Here is a 16711-nt window from a genome sequence, read left to right as displayed (position 1 = left end):
TCATACATATGCATAATAGTACATCAAGCTCATCATAGTAGAAAGAGGGATAACATGGACAATCAACAATGGCAAGTAGCAAAGAAAGTAGCTGCTACTTATATCGGAACTGTCGTTGGAGCTGGATTTGCTACTGGACGAGAAATTGTTGAATTTTTCACAGTGAATGGATTATACGGGACAATTGGCATATGTGTAAGTGGATTTTTTTTTATTTGGCTTGGCACAAAGATGATGTTACTTTCATCACAAATCGGGGCATTTTCAGCGCAAGAATTTAACAAATATTTATTTGGGGATGTATTTGGGAATGTTGTAAACACATTATTATTACTCGTTTTATTCGGCGTAACGAGCGTTATGTTATCAGGGGCTGGTGCAGTATTTGAAGAGCAACTTCGCTTACCAAGACAACTCGGTATTCTCATTACAGTTATCGCTTGTCTCATTATAAGTAGCCGCGGGTTACAAGGTGTTTTTGAAGTAAATACACTTGTCGTACCTATTATGATGATTTTTATTATAGGACTTGCTATTACAACCTTTTTTCACGGTACACCTCCTATTAATAACACTATTCCTGCAGAGAGCTGGAATATGAAATGGATTACTAGCCCTATTACATATGTCGCCTTAAACCTTTCTCTCGCCCAAAGTGTTCTGGTCCCATTAGCCAGTGAAGTAAAGGATCGAAAAGCCATTTTTTGGGGTGGGATTTTAGGTGGTGCTGGACTTTCTTTAATTTTATTATGCAGCCATTTAGCAATCTTATCAGTCGATCAATTTTATCAATATAACATCCCAATGGCTGAAGTCATAAGAAGATTTAATGCAACTTTTCACTTCTTCTTCGTTCTCATTATTTTCGGTGAAGTTTTCACAACTTTAGTTGGTAATGTGTTCGGAATGACAAAACAGATGCAATCTATTACTGGGTGGAAAAATCACAATATTATTTTCTTCATTTTACTAATTAGTTATTGCTTTAGTTACATCGGTTACAGTGACTTACTTCACATTCTATATCCTATCATCGGATGGGTAAGTATTGTTATACTTCCAATCATTGCGTTTAAACAACTTCAAAAAACATAAAAAAGCATCCATGTTATTGGATGCTTTTTTATGTTCATTCACAATCATCACATACTTCCCAGTACGGTCCCATTTCTAATGCTAAATACGGCTTTAACTGCAACCGAATCATTCGACTAGGCATGCGTTCTAAAACAAATTGAATACCTTCTTCATCTTCGTCTAATTCAACTTTTGAAATCGTAATTTTTTGCATAGTCGTAATGGGAATTCCATCTTTATATAAAGTGATTTTCACCTCATCGTATTCATTAAAATACAATTCGACACTCATTTGATTTTTCAGTATTTCATCACCAATTTTAAATGTATCATTTTGTTCTTGGATTATATATTTCCATCCGCCTCTATCTTCTTTCGGAGCTGTTTGAAATAATGTCTCCAAATCCTCGTATAGCATAAGATAACCCCTCTCTTACTAAAAAACGATGAGTATTTTATATACCCTTTATCTCTATCACTATCCATAGCTATTGTACCATATATCACCGTTCTTACCGTATTCATTTGCTTCATACACACTTATAAAATAACTAATTCTATCTCCATTATTATGTATATTACCTCATTACTCCATACACTCTTACAAGTTCAAATAACGACAGACTTTAATCCATGCAAATATTGTCTACTCTCCGCTTTTATTAGCTCACAGCATTCACACTTTTACATATAGTAAGACTACCACAAATAAAAAAGGAGAGTGACTTATACCACTCCCCTTAAAAGAACTTCCCTATAGCTGCTAAAACTAATACGATTATTAAAATTGCAAATAATAATGAGACAATGAAACTAAAAATAGGTAACGCTTTCTTTTCATTCTTCTTAAATAGTAACTTTAAACTAAGAAAAATATTTACTGGTACAAGTATAAAATAAAAATATTTAACAATTTGCACCGAGCTATTCGAAAGTGTTTTTAATATAAACACTTCAATTAGAAAAACAATAAAAAATGAAATACTTAGCCAAAATGAGACGTAACTAAGCCAAGAATGTCTTTTTGTCCCCCAATACACTCCCATAATACTCTCCTTTTATTTGTATTCTATAGGTTAATAATTATACACAAAGCTAACAAACACCTCTATTTTTCGACAAATATTATGCAAAATACCATTTTAAACGTCATAAAGGAAGTTTACATCTCCATTTGATTTTACATAATAAAACAGACTACCCTCTAGTGTCATAATGCTACTAGGGGGAGTCTGTTCTCTATTAAACTTTAAATCTCTCAATTAATACTTGCAATTCTTCAGCCATTTGAGATAGCGTACCCGCCGCTGATCCAATTTCCTCCATCGAAGCTAGCTGTTCTTCAGCTGAAGCCGCAACATTTTGTGTGCTTGTCGCATTATTTTGTGCTGTCATTGCAATTTGTCCTACTGAAATAGATACTTCATTTGCCCCTTTTGACATTCCATTAGCCGTTTCAACCATCGTCTTAATTTGATTAGCTATTTCATTTGTAGATTGTAAAATTTCAGCAAAATTTTGCTTCGTTTCATTTGCAATAACAAGTCCAGATTGAACTTCTTCATTTACATGATTCATTGATTTGACTGTCTTACCCATATCGTCTTGTATTTCGCCTATTAATTTACTAATTTCACTGGAAGATATGCTAGACTGCTCTGCCAATTTACGTACTTCATCTGCAACAATTGCAAAACCTCTTCCATGTTCACCAGCTCTTGCCGCTTCAATTGCCGCATTTAAAGCTAGAAGATTTGTTTGATCTGCAATGTTTTGAATTACTTCCAATATATCACCAATTTGTTTTGATTTATTATTTAATAACTGTATAACAGCATCTGATTGTGAAACCGATTCTGCAATAGACTGCATCTGGTTTACTGTTCTTCCTACTAGTTTCCCACCATCTTCTGCTTTTTCACGAGTATGAGCAGAAGCGATATTAATAGATGATGAACTATTTGCTACATGCTGAATTCCTTCCGTTACATCAAACAGTAACATAGCACCATTTTCTACACTTGTTGTTTGCGTCGTTGCCCCACTTGATATTTCATCCATTGCTGTTGTAATTTGCTCAGTTGCTTCACTCGCTTGTCTTACACTTGCAGTTAGTTCTTCTGATGCTGCTGCAACATGTCCTGCCGAAGTGTTAATCCTTCCAATTAACGTCCGTAATGAATTTGTCATCTCGTTAAAACCTTTCGCAAGTTGACCAATTTCATCATTAGAATGAATTTCAATTGTTTGCGTTAAATCCCCTTCACTTATTTCTTTAGAAGTGATAACTAGTCTCTTTAAAGGCTTCGTAATTGAAAGTGTCACCAAATAAATAAGTACTCCACCTACTACTAACGAAATAAGCATAACAATTAACATATTATAAAATACAGGTTGAGCAGCTTCAATTACTTCAGTTGCGTACATCGTCCCACCAATTTTCCAACCTGTTTTTACGTTTGTAGCAAATACCATATTCTTTTCACTACCACCATAAGAATATGTAAAAGCACCATGATTATCTTCATAAATTTTCTTTGCCCAAGAATCAGCTGCTTTATCCCCTGATTTTTCTTGTGGATGAGCAATGATTTTTTGCTTTCCATCTAAAATGAAGGCATATCCTTTTTTACCAATATTGATTAACTTTGTTGTTTTTAATAAATTGTCTAAACTTAAATCTAGCGCAACAACCCCATTTTTATCTTCTGTTTGTTTTGCAATCGTTACGACAATATGTCCATTTCCTTTTGCCTTATATGGCTCGCTAACAACAATACCACCTTGTTTTGCCACTGCATCTTTATACCAAGGTCGTGTTGTTGGATCATAATCTGCTGCCATTTGTATATTTGGTTCCTGTACAAATTTCTTATCATTACCGGCAACATACACTTGTTCAACATCTATATTCAAATTGATATACTGAGATAATGTCTTTCTTAGCTCATCCTGATTATCCCCTTGATACATATTCCCTTGAATTACTCGTGCAAAGTTATTCACATCGTTAAATTTTGCTTCAATCATTTGATTGATTAAATTATCTAATATTTTTATATTATCGTTAGCACTACTCGTAATTTGTGATTCAAAATTCTTTTTAGCAGTTTGATAAGACATGCCCCCGATTATAGAAACGGCTGCAATTAAAATTACAAAGAATGAAATTAATAGCTTTTTTGCTACTTTCATATCACGAAACAAATTTAATAGTTTACCCATTATAAACCTCCTAATTTTCAAATTTAAAAGTTAAATTGAGTTAATTATGAATATTTCCCGTTCCCTAATTATTATTTTCATAACCTATTATGGTGAATACTTTGTAAAGTTTAAACAATTAATTTCCTTTTGTCTATATATACGAATAATATTATTATAAAATTTACAAATAGAAAAAACCAAAGGGGCCCCTTTGGTTTTTACATTTTTTTATGTTGTTTAGAAATTTTCTTCCATTTATCACGCTCTGCTCTGGCAAGGATTGCATCTTGTTTCCTCATAAAATACGCCAGTTCTCTTTGTAATTTTTTATAGCTTTTCAAACGATCTATCGTAATAAGTCCATTTTCAATTGCACTATACACCGCGCATCCTGGTTCATTCTCATGCTTACAATCACGGAAACGACATGTTGTCGCAAATTCTTCAATATCAGAGAATGCTGTTTGAATCGCTTCGCTGCCTTCCCAAAGTTGCAATTCCCTCATGCCAGGCGTATCAATCACGAGAGCGCCACTAGGCAATTGGAATAATTCTCGATGCGTTGTCGTATGCCTCCCCCTACTATCCTCTTCACGTATATCTCCCGTTTTTGCTACATCAATTCCTATTAGAGCATTTAACAAAGTTGACTTTCCTACCCCTGATGATCCAACTAAAGCAATTGTTTTCCCTGAAGAAACGAATTGTTTCAACGAATCTATACCTGTATGCTCTAAACTATCAACAACGAAAATAGGAACACCAATTGCTATAGCTTCCGTTTCTACAATTTTCTCTTCCACATCATTACATATACTACTCTTTGTTAAAACAATAACTGGCATAGCGCCGCTTTCATACGCTAATAATAAATAACGTTCCATCCTTCTAACATTAAAATCATGATTAAGTGCATTCACTAAAAATAAATAATCTACATTTGCTGCTATAATCTGTTCTTCTGTTCTTGTTCCAGCCTCTTGTCTTGAGAAAGAGCTTCTTCGCTGGAAAATACGATGAATAATCGCTTTCTTTTCATCTTCTATTTTCTTTATATACACCCAATCACCAACTGCTGGATAATCGCCTTTCGTAATCGCTTCATGCCGAAACTTCCCAGACAGTTCTGCCATATATTCACCATCATTACAAATAATGCGATATATATGCTTATGCTCAAGTGAAATACGACCTACTTCATAATTTTTCTCTGTAACTTGTTCTTCAAAAAATGAATCCCAGCCGAAAGATTCTAAAATATTTTGATTCAAATAAATATCCTCCCTAGTTTGTACTAAGTGGAAGGATTGCGAATTACCTTATATAATATCGCCCTTTCCATCCACCTTTGTATTTGGTTGATTATTCATATAAGTTATTTTCGCCATAATACATCACCCCGTTCTTATTTTAATTATTCTCATTATATGGAATTCTCCTATAAAAAGCTACATTATTTTACGTAATTTTCAAATAACTTGTTTTTGAGCATTCTAATTTGTCCTCGATGACTAATTTCATCTTCTAGCACATGAAACCATAGTTAGGCCACTTTCTTTCTAACATGAGCCACTCATCACCTTGTTCACTTAAATACTTCAGAGATTCTTCTCGAACACTTTGTAGAAGTTGTACATAATATTGTATTTCATGACCACGGATTGCTCTACCCGCTTCCCCTAAATACAGTGCATCTTCCCATATTTCTAATTCTTCTTTTGTAAAGTCATGATCTTGAAATGAAATAAGCTGATGAACTTTTTCAATAGCTGCTATATGCTTTAATAAGGCGCCAATTGAATTTCCGCTGCTTTGCATAATTAAATCTAATTGCTCAACTGATAAATTTTTTACTTCGCCTAATGTTACAGCTCTCGTATGCTCAAGCAGGCTTACTAATTCCCCTATTTTTTTTGTATAACCATCTACACTTCTTATTCGATAATCTATATTCATATCACGCACCCCTTTCTGCATTCATATTATTGTAAAAATGATTCATATAATAGACTGAAATATATCTAAATTTTCTGTTACAATTAATTTGAATACAAATTATACCCAAACAAACTTTCTCAATATGCTTATATGAAATATTAAAAGGAATCAATATAAAATAATCGAATCTTATTCACTAAAAGGAGTGGATTCGATGGAGATGTATCAATGGCTAACCGCTGTTCTCGTTGGTGGCATTACCGGCTTCGTTTCCCATCTAATCAATAACCAAGGTAAGTTATTGCTTCCACGCCGTTTGAAAACATTTTTTCATTTTGGATTTTTAACTGATATTTTTACTGGTAGCCTAGCCGCACTTCTTGGGCTCGTTTTATTCGATGTCACCGCAATAAAAGAAATTATAAAAGTATCCATTGTAACTGCTATTTCCGGTCAAACTTTTTTACTACATCAAGCTCTTGGTGGCGAACAGGCTAAAAATACGCAAATTGGGAAAGCTGATGAGAAGATTCAAGAAATTGACAAATTATTGCGACGTTAGTGTATACTTTCTTTTAAAATTATTGTTATAATGAGAAATAAATATTTTCTATTGCGTCGTTTGTCAGGAGAAAGGGTGTTTCGTATGACAAAAAAGAAAATAGAAGATTTCTTAACAAACTCCGAAAAAGAGGAACTGCTAGAAAACTATAAATGTTTACGAGAAGCCCGCACAAAAAGCGAAGCTAACTATTTTGGCGAAGCAGTAAACCATCTATTAAATAAAGCAAAACAACGAATTATAAAAGATGCAGGTATACATGATGAAAATGCTGCAACTGTTCAATCAAAGAGAAAAGCACTGTTTTAGCTACATTAGCTAAAACAGTGCTTTTTATTACAATACTTTTCACATTACTTTCACATCTATTTCACAATTATAAGTACTCCTATATGTTAAACTAAGTATATCCTTTTCCAAGGAACTATATGCCGATATATAAATCCCTATCTTTATAGGGATTTTTATTTTTTGATTCCTCATAACTTTGTTACAATACATTTCTTCTACTATTTCTATACTTTTAGTAACCACTTTAATTAAAAGCACATTCATGTATTCACACTCTTATTAATTCTGATTTGCGAAATATTTATACAAGCTTTATGATGCAATTCCTGTTTCACTATTTTCAGTAATTTTTTCACTTTTTCTAAACAAAAATAAAGCTCCTATATATAGTAACGCAGTAAAACTACCTATAAGTATAAAATTGTGAGATATTGCAAATAACATTCCAGCTATTGCCGCACCAATCATTTGACCAATGTACATAGAAGCATTTGCAAGCACGGCTCCTGTTCCTCTTGCTACACTAGACATGTTTTGTAAGTGCCTCATCATTAATACAAACAAAATTCCTGTCACAAAAAATAAAGCAAAGAACAATAACTCCACCAATACAATGTTCTTTACATGAGGAAGTAATACATATAGCACTGCTGTAAATATAATTCCACCATAGAAAGAAAGGTTATAACCAATTTTATTTACGATTCTAGGACCAAAAATATTACCAATTAAATTTCCTAATCCTAATACGAGCATAGCTGTACCTACTTCATCAACTTGTAAGCCAAATTGAATGGAAAGCCATACACCAAAAAATGAAAATGCAGCAAAATTTCCGGTTTGAAAAACAAAGTATGCAAAATAAGAAAGTGAAACCTTTGAATCTGTAAGTAATTGTTTATAACGCTGTAAAATCGCTTTTTTATTTCCACCTATATGAACCGACTGTATTTCTGGTAATACAACATAAATAAGAATGACAAGTAGTGCTGATAATATACCAATGAAATAGAATGGAATTGTATAATGTATCGTTGCTAAATAAGCTCCCAGTGGCAGCCCTAAAATTTGAGAGATTGATAACCCTGCTGTTGCAACCCCAATTGCTTTCACAATTTGCTTCTTCTCTATAAGGAGCGGAATAGATGCCCACACTTGTGGAGATACAAAAGCTGCACTTACACCTGCTAAAAATCTAAATGTTAGCATCCATAAAAAACTCGGTGCAATTCCACAAAAAAACGTACTTATTGCAAAAAAACTCATACCTAGTACCATTACTTTTTTTCTGTTTAATCCATCTGATATAGGACCAGCCACAAGTGCAAATCCAGCATACCCTAAAGCATACGAACTCACCATCCATCCTGACAACTCAGTTGAAACATGATACACCTGTTGCAATGTCGGCAACAGTGGTGAAATTAAGAACGTATCTGTACCGATCATAAACATTATCATAAAAAATACAGCTAGTACTCTGTTCATTTAGACCTTCTCCTTATATAAACAGAGGGTACTCTCCCTCTGTTTAACTAATCTTCTAAAATAGATTGGATTTCTTTCATGACTCTTTCATTCAATGCAACATCTACCGCTTTCACACTTTCTCTTACCTGCTCTGCCCGCTTTCCACCAGGTATAACAGTATCAATCCCTTCTTTATTTAATAACCATGCTAACGCTAAATGAGACACTTCAATATCATTTTCTTTAGCTAGCCCTTTTAACTTATTCACTTTCTTAAAATTACTCTTATATGTATTTTCTTCAAATAGATTTACATTTTGACGCCAATCGACTTCATTTAATTTAAAATCTTCTGTATATTTTCCGCCTAATATTCCAAAAGCAAGAGGCCCATATGGAATAAATGAAATACCCGCTTCTATACAATACGGCAACAGTTCTTCCTCAGCTGTACGTTCTAACATATTGTATGGAGATTGTACAACATCTATATGACCATGTTGATTCGCCTCTTTTAATTGTTCTATGTTTACGTTCGATATTCCAATTGAACGAATTTTCCCTTCTTCTTTTAAATGAGTAAGCTCTCCGATTGAATCTATGTAACTTGTTTCAGGATTTGTAAAGTGTAAATAATATAAATCAATATATTCAGTCTGTAATCTTCTTAAGCTATTTTCCACAGCATTCCTTAAATAACTTGGTTCATTGTTAATATAAGTTTCTCCATTTAACAACGGTTGAATTCCACCTTTTGTAGCAAGTATAAACTCATGACGTTTTCCCTTTAATACTTCTCCTACTAATTCCTCCGATCTACCGAAACCATATGAATCTGCTGTATCAAAAAATGTAATCCCTTGCTGAATAGCTTCTTCTACTAATCGCTTTCCTTCTTCTTCATTCACATCAGCATATAAATTATGTCCCCCTACTGCATTTGTACCTAAACCCAACTTTGAAATATTTAATCCTGCCTTTTGCAATTTTATATACTTCATTTTTTCTCCCCCTATATTTCTATTGTTCGAATATATTCGAACAATAGAAATATACCACTTTATATGTTATAGTGCAAATATCTTAACTTATACAAGTAGGTGAAATATGCGTACACTCTATCATCCAAATCGAGAAGAAATTCAATTTTCTTCTGTCTTATATGCACTTAGCGATCAAATTCGTTTACAAATTGTAAATATGTTACTAGAGAAAAATGAACAATCTTGTGGTGCTTTAAACATCCCTGTTGCAAAATCAACTTTATCTCACCATTTCAAAGTTTTACGTGAGTCAGGTGTTATGTACACGCGCCTTGAAGGAACACAACGTTTCATTTCAATTCGTGAAGAAGATTTAAACGCTAGATTCCCAGGTTTATTACAAGTTGTATTACATGCGACAGAGCCATATTAAAAAAACATCTCATATTCATATGAGATGTTTTTTTAATATGGCTATTCTTTTAATAAATCTATTAATCCATTCCCTTCAGATGTACGTTCGTACCCTAAAGGTACAGTTCTTTTAATGAGTTGTGCATATATTTCCGGCTCCGATAACTTTCGACCGTATTCTTTCTCACACTGTTTAATGAGCAAGGCGAGCGCTCCAGCAACATGCGGCGTCGCCATGGAAGTTCCACTTAACACAGCATATTTTCCTTCTGGATACGTAGATAATATTTTATCACCTGGCGCTACTAGATCAATTTCTTGATTTGAATTACTAAAACATGCAATCTTCCGCTCTAAATTAACGGCACCAACTTCAATTACCTCGGAGTACGCACCCGGAAAGTCTAGTTCCTCTGTTTCATCATCGCAATCTCCATTATTTCCAGCAGCACATACAACGAGAACATCCTGCTTTACCGCATTTTGAATTGCTTCATGTAATTCTGGAACATCTTCCGGACCACCAAGTGACATTGAAATAATTCTCACTTTCTCTTGATTCGGCCCTCTCCAATTTACAGCATAATGAATTGCCTCAATAATTTGCTCATAACTTCCAGAACCATCTCCCGCTAAAACTTTTAATACTAACATTTTAGCAAGTGGTGCAACTCCTAATACACCGACACCATTTTCAGTCGCGGCAATCGTTCCCGCAACATGAGTACCATGTCCGTTATTATCAAGATACACATTTGGATCAGCTTCATAATCTTTTGTGAAATTTCTTCCGCCGATAATACGATCTTTTAAATCTATATGATTAGTATCACACCCTGTATCTAATACGGCAACGACTACATCTTGCCCCTTCACACTCTTTTCCCATACTTGCGGAGCGTGAATCAGTTGTACACCTGGTGGAATTTCATTTACTTGTTCTACCACCTTATTTACGGTAAACGGAATCAATTGTATACCTTTTTGTTTATTCACTGTACTACTCATCGTAATCCCTCCTGAAAATGTATTATTTTCATTTCAGACCACTTTTGAATACGTGTAAATGTAACATTCGTTTTATTCTTTTTGTTTTCCTTCTTTTCAAATATTTCTCAACATCATTTACTACCTCTATAATACTTCTTTATTTTCCCTATGATTTGTAGGAAGTAACAACCCGAGTCGTTCAACTACTAACCAAAATAAGAGGACCAATTAATGGTCCTCTTACAGTCTTTTAAAAGAATGATATGTATTTGAAAAATAATATAAATTAAGACTAAACCTCACTCTTGTTTAAAAACTTTTCTATTTCTTTTACTAAATATTCCGCTCCCTCTATGCCAACTGTAATATTTCCATTTGCTAATGTAATATTCTGCCCTGAAACATCACCTGTGATTTGGCAAGCATTGTAAGGTTGATATTTTTGTAAAATGATTTTATCTGCTTCTACAAAAATTTCAAGCGGTGATTTGATTTGTATTCCCAATACATCGCGTAATTCTTTAGGGATAACAATTCGTCCTAATTCGTCTACTTTTCGAATAACTCCTGTTGCTTTCATATTTCTCCCCCCTTACTCTCTATTAATTTTTTCACCTCGCTTTTTCCATTTTATCACTTTTTGACAATACTTGCCTCTTTTTAGAAAATTTTGTACTCGAGTTAAAAAAACACATTTAATGCATACGTAATCTCTCTTTCAATTGTTTTACATAACGGGATCTTATAAGTAAGAAGTATACAACTTGAATACCTATGAAAATACTTAATACAACTGTATTTTCTTTAAACAATGAGTACTCAAACATTTGCCCTAACGCCGTTAAAGCTACTGCTCCATGTAATGTTGCAACACCAATTGGAACGAAGAATAAAAGCGCCAATCGAATTGTAACTACCTTCGATAATTCCCTACTTGTCAATCCAACTTTACGAATCATTTCGAACAAACGAACATCATCCTCCAAATCGGAGAATAAACGGAAGTAAAGGAAACTTCCTGCGCAAACGAAAAATACTATACCAATAAAGAAACCTACAAATAAAATCGGTCCTGCAATTTGTAAACTTTGGTTTTGCTCGTACTCTTCCGCACTAAACGTTGAATATTCTTGATACGGTTTAATTTGATGCGTAAGCTCTTTACCAATTTCAATCTCATCTTTCGTCCTTTCAGTTTTATACATATAATCTTTTGTCTCTATAAATCCATCTTGTAATGAATCATATTGATTATTAGAGATTACATAAACATTTCCTCTTAATATTTTCCCCAATGAAGATGAAGTAACTTTTTTCACTTTTAAATTTTCATTCATATTAGGTAAAGTAATTTCTTTTCTTTCTTTCATCGTTGGCCCTGGTATATTAGCTGACAAAAATACAACTTCTTTATTTGCTACAGTATTAAATGGTTCTCCTGTTAACTTTGCATATTTCTTATAGTCTGATTCTTTTATAAAAGTGGCGCTTCTTAACGACTGTTCCTCCGTTTTCTTTGTCGAAATATTAGTTTTTGAAGCTGCTATACTATGTTTCTTTAATCCTTTGTCAATCATTTGTATATGTTGTGATTCGTTACTATTCCCTTGCTTAGAATGGTAATGAAACGCAATTGGTCTCTCCATTATCCCTTTCGTCATGGATGCGAAGCCGACTAATGTCCCTATTGCGGAAAATGCTACAGTAGAAATAATGGTTACAATAAAGAACATTCTTGCGTTATCTCTCATGCGATACGCTAAATCTGATAACGTAATAATATTAGTCTGTGTCCAATAGAAACGTTTACTTTTTTTACATAATCGAATAATAAAGACACTCAGCTGCTTGTACAACAAATACGTCCCAATAATAACTACCGTTGTAACAGGAATCATCATAATAAATACCATTGCGCCATGCGATAGAAGAGCTCCTACATAGCCAGCACTAAGCAATACTACTGCTAATATTGAAGAAATGATTGATGCTTTCGGTTCCGGTTTTGCCTCTGCTGACCCTCTAAACAACTTCATAATTTTATTTTTACGAATCATTCCTGCACTAAACAATGATATGATCATAAATAATATGAAAAACATAATACTTGTTACAACAATTGCTTTCATCGGTATGTAATAGGATAAGGAGATATCTAGTTTTAATATCATCGGGGCGACAAATAGTAATACCCCTGAAAATAACATACCTGAAATAATACCAAAAATAATTGCCCCTATTCCAATCATAATATTTTCAAAAAAGATAAGACGCTTTAATTGATATTTCGTCATACCTAGCATCATTAAAATTCCTAGCTCACGCTTTCTCGTTTTTAAAAACATTCCCATCGAATATAAAATAAAGAAGAATGTAAATAAGTAAATAATAGACTGTGCAAAAGACATACTTACGAATACGTACTGACCTAATTCTCCTGCACTTAATGCCGGATGAAACGCAAAAAATGAATACACAAAAAAGGCCATAATAGCAAATGCACTACTCAAAAAATAGGCTGAGTATGTCCGTCTATTTCGCGTTACATTCCGATATGCGAGTTCTCTAATGTTCATATTACTTCTCCGCCCTTCTTTCTACTAACTATGTTTTTATATTAGTAAAGTACGGAAATACCTTCCATCGATTCAAATGACAAAAACCTTACAGTTTTGAAAGGTTTAAAAAAATTGCTTATACGTAGTACTTTATTTATAATGACTACATTCATATTCATACACACATCCTATTGTATATTCGTTAGTTTTGCGAAATAATAAAGGATAGAAGTATGTACCATTATACATATAAACTTATTTACCGCTTTAATATGAATAGGAGGAAAACATAATGACATTACAAGAACAGATTATGAAAGCATTACATGTTCAGCCTGTAATTGATCCAAAAGTTGAAATTCGTAAACGAGTTGATTTCTTAAAAGATTATGTAAAAAAAACAGGTGCAAAAGGATTTGTACTTGGTATTAGCGGCGGACAAGACTCTACATTAGCAGGACGCTTAGCACAACTTGCAGTTGAAGAAATTCGTAACGAAGGTGGTAATGCAACGTTTATCGCCGTGCGTCTTCCTTATAAAGTACAAAAAGATGAAGATGATGCACAATTAGCATTACAATTCATTCAAGCAGATCAATCTGTTGCATTTGATATAGCTTCAACTGTTGATGCTTTTTCAAATCAATATGAAAACTTATTGGGTGAATCATTAACAGATTTCAATAAAGGTAACGTGAAAGCACGTATCCGTATGGTTACTCAATATGCAATTGGTGGACAAAAAGGGCTACTTGTTATCGGAACAGATCACGCTGCAGAAGCTGTAACAGGGTTCTTTACAAAATTCGGAGATGGTGGTGCAGATTTATTACCATTAACGGGATTAACGAAGCGCCAAGGACGTGCATTATTACAAGAGTTAGGCGCAGACGAGCGACTGTACTTAAAAATGCCAACAGCTGATTTATTAGATGAAAAACCAGGTCAAGCTGATGAAACAGAGTTAGGTATTACTTATGATCAATTAGATGATTATTTAGAAGGTAAAGCAGTTCCAGCTGACGTTGCAGAGAAAATTGAAAAACGTTACACAGTGAGTGAGCATAAAAGACAAGTACCAGCGTCAATGTTTGATGATTGGTGGAAATAAATGAAACATAAAAAAGAAGCTAATCTTCATTTAGCTTCTTTTTTATATGTTAACGATATACCCCTACTCTTTTCTCCAATAAATCTTGCAGGCAATCTTCATGTTGTTTACAAAATAACGGTGGCATGTCGTCTAACGGGAAAAACTTCAAATCCAACGTTTCATCACCATCTACTTTTTTGTCACCTCCAACTATTGTGAATGAAAAGAACATCACAATTGACTGGGCCTTGTCTCCATTTGGATATGATTGAAAATATTTTGTATACACTCCAATAAGCTCATTTATTTCTACATCATACCCGGTTTCTTCTTTTATTTCTCGGATTGCAGTTTCCGCAGCTGATTCCCCTATCTCCATTGCGCCACCTGGAAATCCCCAAGCGTTAAAGTCTCCTCTTTTTTGCAGTAATACTTCTCCTTCTTTATTAAATACACAACCACCGGCAAAGTTTAAGAAAACATAATCATGTCCTACTTTTTCACGTAATTCTTTTATATAATTCGCCATTCTCTTTCCCCCTTTTCATACTTCTTCTATCGCTATTTCTTATCTTTTTCAAGCAATTCAATGATTCGATCTAGCTTCTGGTTCATATTAATCACGTGGTGTTTCTTTGCAGCACTGCTTTGTAATACTCTTCTAATAAACAAAATAAATGATATGAAAAACAAAACGATAAGCCCGATTACTAAACAAGCATATATCAATGTAAAAATATTGCTTTCGAACAAGTTCATTCCACATTCACATCCTTATCCTTTTATTTTATCACACAATTCTTAATATTTAAAAGCAATCAATTAATAAAAAAAGCACCTTTTACAGATGCTTTTTCCCATTGCTTAATACGTAAATGTAATTGTCGCTAATGAATAACCCGCCAATGCACTATAAGGCGCTACTTGATAAGACACACGCTTTGCACCTTTTGGCCAATTTATTTCATTTAATACTTTCTTTATATCTTGCATCGTCCCATCCATGGACTGCTTATATCGTACTTCTACTTTTTCTGGTTTGGCTGCAAACTTTTGCTGCAACTTTTGCTTAAATTCATTATAATTTTCTGCTCCGTATTCTGCAGATAAGTATTGTAAATTTGTTTCTTTTAACATCTGCTCATATACGACAGTTTTTGAGCTACCAGCTTTTATTTTATTTGTTAATTCACCAAAATAACTTGTAGTTGCCGCTGGATATTTGCTACGATCCCATTCATGATCTTTACTTAACTGTTCGTCAGACATATTAAAATATGAGTAAGTTGCACGCCCTGCTTTATCTGGTACTGGATCATCAAATGTAGTATCTAGGTGATACCATTTGTTTTCAATGTTCACTAAATTCCACGCGTGAGCTTGTCCGTTTCCTGTGCCTGTTACAATATGATTTTGAATACCTGCCTCTTTTAACAACTCATACGTTAATAATGTATATCCTTGGCAAACGGCAGAACGATTCGCTAATGCTTCATATGCTGTATACGCTTGATAAGACGTATCATAAGACACATGCTTAACAACGTAATCGTGAATAGCTTTTACTTTCTCATGCTCATCCATCCCTGGTTTTACAATTAATCCAACAATTGATTTCGCCTGATCTTTTACATATTGAGTTTGTTCTTTTGATTCACGGTATTTTACTTGCAGTGTAAACGTATAGTCCCCTGGCATTCCTTTAATGGAATATCTAGTAGACGCTACATTATATTTTACATACTCATCAGCATCTACAATTTTATTAAACTCACCATACAATTGATCCATAATATTTCTAGCATTTCTATCTTTTGTTTTATATGTGATTGTAATATTTTCTTCTCGATTATCAATCTGTTTTTTTAATTCTTTTCTGAAATCATCTAATAACTTTACATCTGATTGTGCTGTCACTGTAGTCGGATTTGTAGCTGCATAAGATACAGATGACGCTTGTAAGCCTCCCATTACTATAGTTGAACAAAGTGCGGCAGCTGTCACATACTTACTTGTCTTTCCCATCTTGTCACTCCTTATATTCTATAACTATACGAAAAAGTATCGTATAGTTTCAGAGTATACAATACTTTTTCGTATAGGTCATATGAGATTATGCATATTAACT

At 33.7% G+C, this 16711-nt stretch carries 18 protein-coding genes and 2 pseudogenes; 5 read left to right on the top strand and 15 right to left on the bottom strand.

The genetic code is table 11. The features are described 5' to 3' along the window. Positions 1-54 precede the first annotated feature (54 nt). Positions 55-1095, top strand: a complete 1041-nt coding sequence (locus NST27_RS09730) for a YkvI family membrane protein (RefSeq protein ID WP_000370203.1) — start codon at positions 55-57, stop codon at positions 1093-1095. A gap of 34 nt (positions 1096-1129) precedes the next feature. Here NST27_RS09730 and NST27_RS09725 read toward each other — a convergent pair whose 3' ends face one another. The 6 genes and pseudogenes from NST27_RS09725 to NST27_RS09705 all read right to left on the bottom strand — a co-directional run bounded on the left by NST27_RS09725 (position 1130) and on the right by NST27_RS09705 (position 6240). Then, positions 1130-1495: a DUF3979 family protein gene (locus NST27_RS09725; protein WP_000965059.1), complete on the bottom strand. Its 366-nt coding sequence runs from the start codon at positions 1493-1495 to the stop codon at positions 1130-1132. A 322-nt stretch (positions 1496-1817) separates the two neighbouring features. Continuing rightward, the gene (locus tag NST27_RS09720) at positions 1818-2123 is read right to left on the bottom strand and encodes a hypothetical protein (protein WP_000539571.1); all 306 of its coding nucleotides are present in this window, start codon (positions 2121-2123) and stop codon (positions 1818-1820) included. A gap of 196 nt (positions 2124-2319) precedes the next feature. Next, positions 2320-3138 carry a methyl-accepting chemotaxis protein gene (locus tag NST27_RS29555; RefSeq protein ID WP_408732993.1) on the bottom strand — a complete coding sequence of 273 codons (819 nt, stop codon included), beginning with the start codon at positions 3136-3138 and terminating at the stop codon, positions 2320-2322. 123 nt (positions 3139-3261) lie between these two features. Beyond that, positions 3262-4200, bottom strand: a pseudogene (locus NST27_RS29550) (HAMP domain-containing protein); the annotation flags it as partial. Positions 4201-4502: 302 nt separating this feature from the next. Continuing rightward, positions 4503-5555 (bottom strand): ribosome small subunit-dependent GTPase A, encoded by a 1053-nt coding sequence (gene rsgA / locus NST27_RS09710; RefSeq protein WP_001073081.1) that lies wholly within the window; start codon positions 5553-5555, stop codon positions 4503-4505. 182 nt (positions 5556-5737) lie between these two features. Further along, positions 5738-6240: pseudogene (locus NST27_RS09705) on the bottom strand (DinB family protein). Positions 6241-6436: 196 nt separating this feature from the next. Between NST27_RS09705 and NST27_RS09700 the strand changes: the two are divergent. Then, positions 6437-6784: a DUF4257 domain-containing protein gene (locus NST27_RS09700; RefSeq protein WP_000426317.1), complete on the top strand. Its 348-nt coding sequence runs from the start codon at positions 6437-6439 to the stop codon at positions 6782-6784. Between the two features lie 84 nt (positions 6785-6868). Beyond that, complete coding sequence (locus tag NST27_RS09695) at positions 6869-7093, top strand: hypothetical protein (protein ID WP_000162602.1); 225 nt, start codon at positions 6869-6871, stop codon at positions 7091-7093. A 39-nt stretch (positions 7094-7132) separates the two neighbouring features. Here NST27_RS09695 and NST27_RS09690 read toward each other — a convergent pair whose 3' ends face one another. The 3 genes from NST27_RS09690 to NST27_RS09680 are packed head-to-tail and all read right to left on the bottom strand — an operon-like array spanning position 7133 to position 9546. Beyond that, positions 7133-7339, bottom strand: a complete 207-nt coding sequence (locus NST27_RS09690) for a hypothetical protein (RefSeq protein ID WP_001101742.1) — start codon at positions 7337-7339, stop codon at positions 7133-7135. Between the two features lie 48 nt (positions 7340-7387). Continuing rightward, a complete protein-coding gene (locus NST27_RS09685; protein WP_001082496.1) occupies positions 7388-8563 on the bottom strand; it encodes an MFS transporter in 1176 nt (391 codons plus the stop codon). 47 nt (positions 8564-8610) lie between these two features. Further along, complete coding sequence (locus NST27_RS09680) at positions 8611-9546, bottom strand: aldo/keto reductase (protein WP_000874082.1); 936 nt, start codon at positions 9544-9546, stop codon at positions 8611-8613. 106 nt (positions 9547-9652) lie between these two features. On the opposite strand from NST27_RS09680, the gene NST27_RS09675 reads away from it, so the two are divergent. After that, the gene (locus tag NST27_RS09675) at positions 9653-9961 is read left to right on the top strand and encodes an ArsR/SmtB family transcription factor (RefSeq protein ID WP_001259906.1); all 309 of its coding nucleotides are present in this window, start codon (positions 9653-9655) and stop codon (positions 9959-9961) included. Positions 9962-10002: 41 nt separating this feature from the next. Here the strand turns inward: NST27_RS09675 and NST27_RS09670 are convergent, their stop codons facing one another. From NST27_RS09670 to NST27_RS09660, 3 genes are all read right to left on the bottom strand, one after another. After that, positions 10003-10950 (bottom strand): serine protease, encoded by a 948-nt coding sequence (locus tag NST27_RS09670; RefSeq protein WP_047385986.1) that lies wholly within the window; start codon positions 10948-10950, stop codon positions 10003-10005. Between the two features lie 274 nt (positions 10951-11224). Then, positions 11225-11512 carry an AbrB/MazE/SpoVT family DNA-binding domain-containing protein gene (locus tag NST27_RS09665; protein ID WP_000648325.1) on the bottom strand — a complete coding sequence of 96 codons (288 nt, stop codon included), beginning with the start codon at positions 11510-11512 and terminating at the stop codon, positions 11225-11227. 115 nt (positions 11513-11627) lie between these two features. Further along, the gene (locus NST27_RS09660) at positions 11628-13508 is read right to left on the bottom strand and encodes an ABC transporter permease (protein WP_001025971.1); all 1881 of its coding nucleotides are present in this window, start codon (positions 13506-13508) and stop codon (positions 11628-11630) included. 274 nt (positions 13509-13782) lie between these two features. Between NST27_RS09660 and nadE the strand changes: the two genes are divergently transcribed. After that, positions 13783-14601 carry an ammonia-dependent NAD(+) synthetase gene (gene nadE / locus NST27_RS09655; RefSeq protein ID WP_000174901.1) on the top strand — a complete coding sequence of 273 codons (819 nt, stop codon included), beginning with the start codon at positions 13783-13785 and terminating at the stop codon, positions 14599-14601. A gap of 49 nt (positions 14602-14650) precedes the next feature. On the opposite strand, the gene NST27_RS09650 is transcribed toward nadE, so the two are convergent. The 3 genes from NST27_RS09650 to NST27_RS09640 all read right to left on the bottom strand — a co-directional run bounded on the left by NST27_RS09650 (position 14651) and on the right by NST27_RS09640 (position 16608). Further along, complete coding sequence (locus tag NST27_RS09650) at positions 14651-15112, bottom strand: NUDIX hydrolase (protein WP_000025000.1); 462 nt, start codon at positions 15110-15112, stop codon at positions 14651-14653. 32 nt (positions 15113-15144) lie between these two features. Then, positions 15145-15342: a DUF4083 domain-containing protein gene (locus NST27_RS09645; protein ID WP_001048097.1), complete on the bottom strand. Its 198-nt coding sequence runs from the start codon at positions 15340-15342 to the stop codon at positions 15145-15147. Between the two features lie 105 nt (positions 15343-15447). Further along, positions 15448-16608, bottom strand: coding sequence for a transglutaminase domain-containing protein (locus tag NST27_RS09640; protein ID WP_047385984.1), 1161 nt, complete (start codon positions 16606-16608; stop codon positions 15448-15450). Positions 16609-16711 lie beyond the last annotated feature (103 nt).

Origin of the sequence: Bacillus sp. FSL W8-0770 (genome assembly GCF_038008705.1) — a bacterium.
GTDB lineage: Bacteria > Bacillota > Bacilli > Bacillales > Bacillaceae_G > Bacillus_A > Bacillus_A cereus.
Note: the sequence above shows the minus strand (reverse complement) of the source record. Positions and strands in the feature narration are given on the sequence as shown.

Coding starts and splice junctions, on each gene's coding strand:
- NST27_RS09730 (WP_000370203.1), top strand. CDS start 55: ATGGACAATCAACAATGGCAAGTAGCAAAGAAAGTAGCTGCTACTTAT.
- NST27_RS09725 (WP_000965059.1), bottom strand. CDS start 1,495: ATGCTATACGAGGATTTGGAGACATTATTTCAAACAGCTCCGAAAGAA.
- NST27_RS09720 (WP_000539571.1), bottom strand. CDS start 2,123: ATGGGAGTGTATTGGGGGACAAAAAGACATTCTTGGCTTAGTTACGTC.
- NST27_RS29555 (WP_408732993.1), bottom strand. CDS start 3,138: ATGGATGAAATATCAAGTGGGGCAACGACGCAAACAACAAGTGTAGAA.
- NST27_RS09700 (WP_000426317.1), top strand. CDS start 6,437: ATGGAGATGTATCAATGGCTAACCGCTGTTCTCGTTGGTGGCATTACC.
- NST27_RS09695 (WP_000162602.1), top strand. CDS start 6,869: ATGACAAAAAAGAAAATAGAAGATTTCTTAACAAACTCCGAAAAAGAG.
- NST27_RS09690 (WP_001101742.1), bottom strand. CDS start 7,339: ATGAATGTGCTTTTAATTAAAGTGGTTACTAAAAGTATAGAAATAGTA.
- NST27_RS09685 (WP_001082496.1), bottom strand. CDS start 8,563: ATGAACAGAGTACTAGCTGTATTTTTTATGATAATGTTTATGATCGGT.
- NST27_RS09680 (WP_000874082.1), bottom strand. CDS start 9,546: ATGAAGTATATAAAATTGCAAAAGGCAGGATTAAATATTTCAAAGTTG.
- NST27_RS09675 (WP_001259906.1), top strand. CDS start 9,653: ATGCGTACACTCTATCATCCAAATCGAGAAGAAATTCAATTTTCTTCT.
- NST27_RS09670 (WP_047385986.1), bottom strand. CDS start 10,950: ATGAGTAGTACAGTGAATAAACAAAAAGGTATACAATTGATTCCGTTT.
- NST27_RS09665 (WP_000648325.1), bottom strand. CDS start 11,512: ATGAAAGCAACAGGAGTTATTCGAAAAGTAGACGAATTAGGACGAATT.
- NST27_RS09660 (WP_001025971.1), bottom strand. CDS start 13,508: ATGAACATTAGAGAACTCGCATATCGGAATGTAACGCGAAATAGACGG.
- nadE (WP_000174901.1), top strand. CDS start 13,783: ATGACATTACAAGAACAGATTATGAAAGCATTACATGTTCAGCCTGTA.
- NST27_RS09650 (WP_000025000.1), bottom strand. CDS start 15,112: ATGGCGAATTATATAAAAGAATTACGTGAAAAAGTAGGACATGATTAT.
- NST27_RS09645 (WP_001048097.1), bottom strand. CDS start 15,342: ATGAACTTGTTCGAAAGCAATATTTTTACATTGATATATGCTTGTTTA.
- NST27_RS09640 (WP_047385984.1), bottom strand. CDS start 16,608: ATGGGAAAGACAAGTAAGTATGTGACAGCTGCCGCACTTTGTTCAACT.